Source organism: Thioalkalivibrio sp., assembly GCF_007692535.1.
Taxonomy (GTDB): Bacteria; Pseudomonadota; Gammaproteobacteria; order Ectothiorhodospirales; family Ectothiorhodospiraceae; genus Thioalkalivibrio.
The window spans coordinates 1-8066 of sequence record NZ_REBW01000220.1; the positions used below are offsets into that span (position 1 = coordinate 1).

The window sequence follows — 8066 nt, forward strand, 5'->3', positions numbered from 1 at the left end:
CGAAGCCGGGCGGGCGGGTGGTCGTGAAAGTGAAGGTCTTCGGCGACCAGCGCCGTAGCGATGTGATGCTCTGTTGGTGGTAGGGCAATGGCTTGCTCCGCATTTCGACAGGCTTGAACGGTAGCAGCAACCGGGCTTGCGCCGCAGCATCGGCCTGCGTTCGTGCGGAATTTGAACCCTTCGGATGCCCTCGAATCGTTCGCGACCAACTGCGCCCGGGACCTGTTCGTGGGGGCTGGTCCGGAAACCGGCGGCCCATGACTTTCCTTTGAATTCACCCGTGGCCTCGGAGCGCGCCACCCCGAATGATGAAAGCACAAGCACCTATGGAGTGCGGCGGCTTGCCGCCGCTGTGGGGAGTTGGCCGATCCTCGGCGCCGAATACTGGGACCCAGATCCCGCACCCATAAAGGGGAGCGCAGCACGGAAGAGGCCACAGCCCGTCCATCCGCCTGGGACCAGGGCGCGGGGATAACCGCGACTTCCATTTTAAATGGGGGGCCGGCACCGGATTTCCTCACGCTACTGCCTTCTGGTTTCAGGATGATGAACGGGCATTGGTGTGCTTTACGGAATCGTCGATTGCGTCCTCCGCATCCGGCGATTGGTCCGGAATCAGGTGGCTCAACAAGCCCAACAACTTCGTCAGGGAATCCGTAATCGGCTTGTCACTGGATCGCCATTGGTTGGTCACGTGTGGTGTTTAAGCTCGCCGCCACATTCACCACCACCGACCTCGGAGAGACCCGATGAGCAAGCACCTCGTACCCGGACAACCCATCGATCATGGCGACGGCGACGAGCCGATGAGCAACCCAAGTCATTTGCGGCACTTCCAGGAAGTCCTTGAAGCACGGATGAACCGGCGCATGGTTCTGAAAGGAAGCCTGTCCGCGGCTGTTGCCGGTCTGTTTGGAGCGGCGGCCCTTCAAGGCTGCGGCTCCGGATCGAGTTCCGGCGGCGGTGCAGGTAACGGATCGGGTAGCGTGTCGCCCCAGTTGCTCGGCTTCCAGGCAATCCCGGTGAGCGAGGAAGACGTGGTGCATGTGCCAGCCGGCTACAGCACCCAAGTGATCGCGGAGTTGGGGGCGTTCCGTGAGCAACCCGGCGATCTTGTACCAGTTGCCGTTGACGGGCGAACAGCAGGGCGACGCCATCGGATCGCATCACGATGGCATGCATTTCTTCCCGATGGAGGGCACCGATCCCTACGAGGGCAGTTCGACCGATGGGCTGCTCGTCATGAACCACGAGTATGTGGAACCGCGCTACATGCACATCGCGGCGATCGGGCAGGAACTGAGCCGCAGCGCGTTCCCGACCTACGTTGATGGGGAGACGGTCCGGCGCGTGGCCGACGAAGTGCTGACGGAAATGAACGGCCACGGCGTATCCATCGTGCGCGTGCAGCAGCAAGTCAACGGCGACTGGGCCGTCGTCGCGGATTCCCGGAATCGTCGTGTGACGGCTTTGACGCCGATGGAGATTCGCGGGCCGGTGCGCGGCACGGACTTTGTGAAAACCAAGTACAGCCCGGACGGGACCATGACCCGCGGCACGATCAACAACTGTGCGCACGGCGTCACCCCCTGGAATACCTACCTGACCTGCGAGGAGAACTGGGCCGGATATTTTCGCAACCGTGACAATAGCGGGGACGACCAGCCTCGCGAGCATCAGCGCTATGGCGTTCGCGCCGGCGTCAGCCGGTATGGTTGGGATCTGGCGGATGTCGATCCGGAGAGTAACCAGGAGGCCTACGCACGTTTCAACGCCGCCCCGGTCGGTGCGAGCGCGACAGAAGACTATCGCAACGAACCGAACACCTTCGGCTGGGTAGTCGAGATCGATCCGTTCAGCCCCGAAAGCACGCCGGTGAAACGCACTTACCTGGGCCGCTTCGCGCATGAGGGGGTGGTCTTCCAACCGCCGGTCGAAGGTCAGCCGATCGTTCTGTACTCCGGCGACGACGCGCGCAATGAGTACATCTACAAGTTCGTCTCGGCCCAGCCCTATTTCCGGGCCACCGCCGGTGGACACCTGCTGGATTCCGGAACCCTGTACGTTGCGAAGTTCAACGACGACGGCACCGGAGAATGGCTCCCGCTGGCTTGGGGACAGGGCCTGCTGCAGCCGCAGCCGATCAACCAGGGTGAGGAGTCGGACTGCACCTGCTTCCAGAGCCAGGCAGACGTACTGGTCAACACTCGTCTGGCGGCGGATCGGGTGGGCGCGACCACGATGGATCGTCCGGAATGGGGTGCGGTGGACCCGAATACCCGCCGGGTCTATTTCACGCTCACCAACAACACGGCTCGCACGGAGGATCAGGTCGACGCCGCCAATCCGCGTCCGAACAACCGCTGGGGCCAGATCATTCGCTGGCAGGAGGCCGGCAACGACCCCGCTGGGACGGCCTTCGAATGGGATATCTTCATTCTCGCCGGTCCGATGGATGATTCCGAGTTCAACGGGCAACCGCTCGACGAGGATCAGATCTTCAATAGTCCTGACGGGCTCTGGATCGACTTCGATTCGCGCATCTGGATTCAGACCGACATCAGCGAGAGCGTGATGAACGTGGGCGACTGGGCCCAGTTCGGCAACAACCAGATGCTGGCCTGCGACCCGTTCAACAAGGAGCTGCGTCGCTTCCTGACCGGGCCGCTTGGCCAGGAGATCACGGGTGTGATCACCACACCGGACCAGCAGACGATGTTCATCAACGTGCAGCATCCGGGTGCCACCATCTCCCCGGCTGACTTCGGTTCGGGCGCCATTGCCGGCAAGGGGAACTGGCCTCTTGGCGGCAGCAACTACGCCCGCTCTGCCACGGTGGTCATCACCAAAGACGAAGGCGGTGTGATCGGCAGCTGACGCCGCTCTATTCCCTGGAAGTGCGGTCAGGTCCCTGACCACGTCTGGCGGCACCCGGAAATATCGGGTGCCGCCTTCTTGTGTGGCTGTGATTGCCGCATGGGTAATGATGCCCGGCTCTGCGCCCCTGTTTATGGAGTGCGGGAGCTTGCTCCCGCTATTCGATGTCGGGGACATCCCGGCGCCCCAAAGCGGCGGCAAGCCGCCGCACTCCATAGGCGCTTGTGCTTTCATCATTCGGGGTGGCTCGCTCCGACCCCATGACAGTTAGCCCTCTCAACGCCAAGACTAGGCGCTTCCTGCCACGGAATTGGAGGTTGCCTGTCCCGGCCACTGTGATAGCCTTTCGCGGGCAGTCAGCGGGGGCATCCGCAGCCACCCGGCAGTCGGGTTTCCTGGGTGCGTCAGGGAAACACCCAAGCAGTCGGTTCCGCCCATGCTTCGATACGCTGACGATGCGCTGGATCGATGTGCCATTCGTCCCGAGTCTGTCGACAGACATGGATCGGCGATTCCGAAAGGCGCGCAACTGGCGCTATCGATCGCCGGCCCGCGGTCGAAGTCATGATTAAGAGATCCATTGCTGGGAGAATCAGGAATGTCCAGGTCAATCCGGGATTGCGTCGAGCACTTTCCGCTGTCGACCTTTGCCGCGGTGATGGGGATTGCCGGGCTGGGTCTGGGGCTACGCACCTGGGGCGAGCAGGGCGGCCCGGCCTGGCTGGGCGAGCCGGTGCTGATGTTTGCCTGGCTGATCTTCTTCCTGCTCGGCATGCTCTTCATCTTCAAGGCCGTGCGTTACCCGGCCGAGACCATTATCGATCTGCGCCACCCGATCAGGCTCAACTACCTGGCCGCGATCTCGATCTCCATTGTGCTGATGAGCATGGTGCTGCGCCCCCATGAGCCTGTACCGGCCCTGGGCATCTTCGCCCTCGGGGCAAGCTTCCACCTGATCGTTACCATCCTGGTCGTGAACTTCTGGATGCACCATGCACGCTTCGCGATCACGCAGGTCAACCCGGCCTGGTTCATTCCCTCGATCGGTAACGTGCTGATACCCATTCCCGCGGTCGCCTTCGGGTTCGTCGAGGTCGCGTGGTTCTTCTTCAGTGCGGGGATCCTGTTCTGGGCGATCCTGATGACCATCGTCTTCTACCGGATCCTGTTTCATGAGCCGCTAGCCACCCGCGTGCTGCCCACCCTCTACATCCTTATTGCGCCGCCTGCGGTGGGTTTTCTGGCCTATGTCCGGCTGACAGACGAACTCGACGCCTTCGCGCGGATCCTCTTTTTCATCGCGCTGTTCCTGGCCATCCTGCTGTTCACCCGCATACGGGGGCAGGCACAGATTCCGTTCTCGCTGGCGAGTTGGTCCTACACCTTCCCGCTGGCGGCGATGAGCGTCGCCCTGATGGAAATGGCGCAGTTGACCGGCCACATGGCCTATCTCTGGGCGGGCCTGATCCTGCTCCTGTTCGTGGCCTTGCTGGTACTGGTCTTCCTGGTGATGACCGTGCGCGCCGGGATCATCGGCAACTTCTGCCGTGCTGAGGATCCATAGGCCGCGGATCTCCGGAGGTTGCCACGTTTCGTCGAGCCTTCGTGGAAGCCTGGCGCTCGAGGATTGCGGCAGCGCGGGAGTGGGTCTTGCAGGATCCTTCAGGGAACCAGACTGCGCAGTGCATTGAAAGGGGCCTTGCTGGCGCTTTCGTGTTCATCATGAAAAAATACCCCGCCATCGCTGACGGGGTACAAAAACGTTCCAGCCAGCGCCACGTGCCTGGGAGAAACCGGACGCCTGATGCCCGGCCTGGGTATTGCCGGAACGCCGATGCGCGACGAACTTCCGATCAGAAATCGTAACGCATGCCCAACGAGATCCCGTTTGCAGTCTCTCCAGCGGCACCGCCTGGCGCAGCGGAGCGGCCCGCTCCCCAGGGCGTCAGTGCAGAGTTGTCGTCGTTGCTTACGGCGCCGATATTGCCGTAAAAGCGCAGTGCGCTGTCGACCCGGTATTCCAGCCCGATCGCGTACAGCGAAGCGTCGGTGTCATCCAGATCGCCATCCAGCATGAAGTAGTGTGCGTTAAGGAACATCGCGGGGTTGATGCGATACTGTGCCCCTAAGCCGTAAACGGTGCCCTCGTCACCAGCCGCACTTTCGGTGACCTGGTAAAGCGCACCGACGTTCAGTGCCGGAATCACGCGGTAGGATGCCGCGAGGCGAAAACCATCCGGATCCTCGGCTCCATCGAATTGCTTTTCGTAGGCGAGCGCAAGATTCAGTCCGCCCTGGCGGAAGCCTATCGAGGTGCTGACCCCATCAGTGTCGCTGCCTTCCGTGGTGGTCCGGTCGGTACGCTCCGGCGAATATTGGATGTCCCAGACGAAGCCGCCGATACTCGGAGAGCGGTAGTGGAGGCTGTTGCGGAAGCGCTCGTCGAACCGGCCATAGGTGCGGGTTCTGGCAACGTTGCGGAGATCGCCCAACTGATCACCGAAGAAGTTCGCTGGCCCACGGGCACGCTTGAACGGCGTGTCGAATTTGCCGACCCGGAACATCCCCCAGTCGCCCTTCAGTCCGGCGAAGGTGTCACGGGTGGCGAATTCGGTACCCGCGTCGTCGAAGAAGATTTCCTGCTCGATCTGGAACATTCCGGTCAGGTTGGGACGGAACTCCCGCTCACCCTTGAACCCCAGGCGGCTTGAGTTGCTGGAAATGTTGAATTCGCTGTAATCCGCCCCGTCATCGAGGAAGTCTGCGGACAAGTGGGCGCGGCCGTACACGGTCCATTCGGCTGCGGCGGCGAGCGGCATGACCATACCCGCCGCGAGCAGCGCGATTACGATACGCTTCTGTTTCATGATGGTAACTCCCTGAAATTGGCTCGTGATTCAACGATGTCGGTGATGCCGGGTGGGGCAAGCACGACGGGAGCCAGAATGGGGGTCCGGGGTTACCGTTTTATGAGTATTCGGTTAAGTTGTGATGAATTGGCGACACACTGTCGCCTAAAGGCGACGCGCACAGGCTACCAGCCGATCGCCTCCGGCAGCCAAAGCGCGATGCCGGGGAATACGATCAGCAGGCCCAGGGCGACCAGCTGGATGATGACGAAGGGAATGGCACCACGGTAGATTTCCGTGGTTCTGATATCCGGAGGAGCCACCCCCTTCATGAAGATCAGCGACCAGCCAAACGGCGGCGTCAGGAACGAGGTCTGCAGGTTCATCGCGATCAGGATCGCGACCCACACCAGCGAGAACTCGGGGTAGCCGGCGAGGAAGGGCAGGAACAGCGGCACCGCGATGTAGGTGATCTGGATCCACTCGAGGAAGAAGCCGAGCAGGAAGATCAGGAGCAGGATGAACAGCAGGGTGCCGTAGGCCCCGCCGGGTACCCAGTCGAACATGGCCTCGATCAGGAATTCGCCGTCGAGGCCCCGGAACGCCAGTGCAAACACCTGCGAGGCGATCAGCACGAAGAAGACCATCGCGGTGATGCGCACCGTGGACATCACCGCGTCGCTGAAGACGGGCCAGCTGAGCCTGCGCATGACCACAGCAACGACCACTGCACCGACGGCGCCGACCGCGGCAGCCTCGGTGGGTGCGGCGATGCCCGCGATGATCGACCCGAGCACCGCCGCCACCAGCAGCCCGGGCGGCAGTACGGCGGTGAAGAGGTCCTTCACGATCTGGCGCTTGCTCATCTTCGCCCGCTCGGCGGCATCGATTGCGGGTACGTCGGCGCTGTAGAACCAGGCCAGCGTCATCAGGTAGAGCACGTAGAGGCCGGCCAGCATCAGGCCGGGCATCAGCGCAGCGGCGAAGAGGCTGCCCACCGACAGGTTCATCGTGTCTGCCAGCACCAGCAGGACCAGGCTGGGCGGGATGATCTGCCCCAGTGTGCCCGCTGCGCAGATGGTGCCGCAGGCCACGGTGCGCTTGTAGCCGCGCCGCAGCAGGGTGGGCAGCGCGATCAGGGTCAGGGTCACGATCGCCGCGCCGACGATCCCGGTTGCCGCCCCCAGCAGCACCCCCACCGCGATCACCGCCAGCGCCATGCCGCCCGGCAGGGCGCCGCTGGCGTAGCCGATGACCTCCAGCATGCGTTCGGCAACCCGCGTCTTGTCCAGCATCACGCCCATGAAGACGAACAGCGGAATGGCCAGCAGGGTGTAGTTGCTGATGGTTCCGTAGATGCGGGCTGGCAGAAGCTCGAACAGCCAGCCGTCGAAACCGATGAAGCCGAACACGAACCCTACCGCCGCGATCGCGAAGGCCACGGGCATTCCCGTGAGCACGAGCACGAAGAAGGCGCCCACCATCATCAAGGCAATGTATTCGAGTGGCACGGTCAGGCTTCCCTGGCGGGTTCTTGGTTCCGGCGCGGGCGCCGATAGTGGAAGATCAGGCGTCGCCCACCGGCCAGCGCCTGGCGCAGTGCTTCGGTGAGCACCAGCGCGAAACCGACCAGGATCATCGCCTTGGGCAGGAACAGCCAGGGCATGCCCCCCGCGTTCGGGGAGCCCTCGCCGCGCGCGTACGACACGGCCATGTAGGGCCAGGCGTAGTGGAGAATCAGCACCGATATGGGGATCGCGACCACCAGCATGGTGAAAGTGTCCAGCCAGAGCTTGCCGGTACGGTTCAGGAAATTCGAGAAGACATCGATGCGCACGTGATCATCGTGGCGCATCGCGTAGGCGAAGCCGGTCATCACCGTGAAGGCCAGCAGGTAGAGTTCGAGCTCCTGCAGCCACACGGCCCCCGTGCCGAAGAGGTAGCGCGCCGCCATGTTGCCGAAGACCAGCAGGATCATCAGCACCATGCCGAGCCCCGACAGGACGCCGGACAAGCCGGTCAGCAACCCCAGCGATTTTTCGATCCGGAGCAGCGCTCGCTTCATCCTCTCTCACCCTTTGCACAAGGCGGATTCATTTTTCCGCCTGATTATCATGCAAGCTCCGCATTGACCTTCCCCCGTAGGCGGCGAGCCTCTCGCCGACCGGGCGCTGGAAAACCGATCGGCCAGGGGCTGGCCTCCTACGCCAACCACGGCCACCGCGATTGTAGGAGGCGAGCCCTCTCGCCGATCGGGCGCTGGAAAACCGATCGGCCAGGGGCTGGCCTCCTACGCCAACCACGGCCACCGCGATTGTAGGAGGCGAGCCCTCTCGCCGA

At 62.8% G+C, this 8066-nt stretch carries 6 protein-coding genes and 1 pseudogene; 2 read left to right on the top strand and 5 right to left on the bottom strand.

Features of this window, described 5'->3' with window-relative positions; all coding sequences use genetic code 11:
• Positions 1-88: pseudogene (locus tag EA346_RS12680) on the bottom strand (ferredoxin--NADP reductase); the annotation flags it as partial.
• Between the two features lie 580 nt (positions 89-668).
• Entirely contained in the window at positions 669-932 is a 264-nt protein-coding gene (locus EA346_RS12685; RefSeq protein ID WP_296759176.1) for a hypothetical protein, read from the bottom strand.
• Between the two features lie 163 nt (positions 933-1095).
• Between EA346_RS12685 and EA346_RS12690 the strand changes: the two genes are divergently transcribed.
• On the top strand, positions 1096-2877 hold the full coding sequence (locus EA346_RS12690; protein WP_366755792.1) for a PhoX family phosphatase: 1782 nt from the start codon (positions 1096-1098) through the stop codon (positions 2875-2877).
• 598 nt (positions 2878-3475) lie between these two features.
• Positions 3476-4441 carry an SLAC1 anion channel family protein gene (locus EA346_RS12695; RefSeq protein WP_296759165.1) on the top strand — a complete coding sequence of 322 codons (966 nt, stop codon included), beginning with the start codon at positions 3476-3478 and terminating at the stop codon, positions 4439-4441.
• A gap of 289 nt (positions 4442-4730) precedes the next feature.
• On the opposite strand, the gene EA346_RS12700 is transcribed toward EA346_RS12695, so the two are convergent.
• The 3 genes from EA346_RS12700 to EA346_RS12710 all read right to left on the bottom strand — a co-directional run bounded on the left by EA346_RS12700 (position 4731) and on the right by EA346_RS12710 (position 7791).
• Positions 4731-5744, bottom strand: a complete 1014-nt coding sequence (locus EA346_RS12700) for a porin (protein WP_296759167.1) — start codon at positions 5742-5744, stop codon at positions 4731-4733.
• A 167-nt stretch (positions 5745-5911) separates the two neighbouring features.
• A complete protein-coding gene (locus EA346_RS12705) occupies positions 5912-7237 on the bottom strand; it encodes a TRAP transporter large permease subunit (RefSeq protein WP_296759170.1) in 1326 nt (441 codons plus the stop codon).
• 2 nt (positions 7238-7239) lie between these two features.
• Complete coding sequence (locus EA346_RS12710; RefSeq protein ID WP_296759173.1) at positions 7240-7791, bottom strand: TRAP transporter small permease subunit; 552 nt, start codon at positions 7789-7791, stop codon at positions 7240-7242.
• Positions 7792-8066 lie beyond the last annotated feature (275 nt).

Coding starts and splice junctions, on each gene's coding strand:
- EA346_RS12710 (WP_296759173.1), bottom strand. CDS start 7,791: ATGAAGCGAGCGCTGCTCCGGATCGAAAAATCGCTGGGGTTGCTGACC.
- EA346_RS12700 (WP_296759167.1), bottom strand. CDS start 5,744: ATGAAACAGAAGCGTATCGTAATCGCGCTGCTCGCGGCGGGTATGGTC.
- EA346_RS12695 (WP_296759165.1), top strand. CDS start 3,476: ATGTCCAGGTCAATCCGGGATTGCGTCGAGCACTTTCCGCTGTCGACC.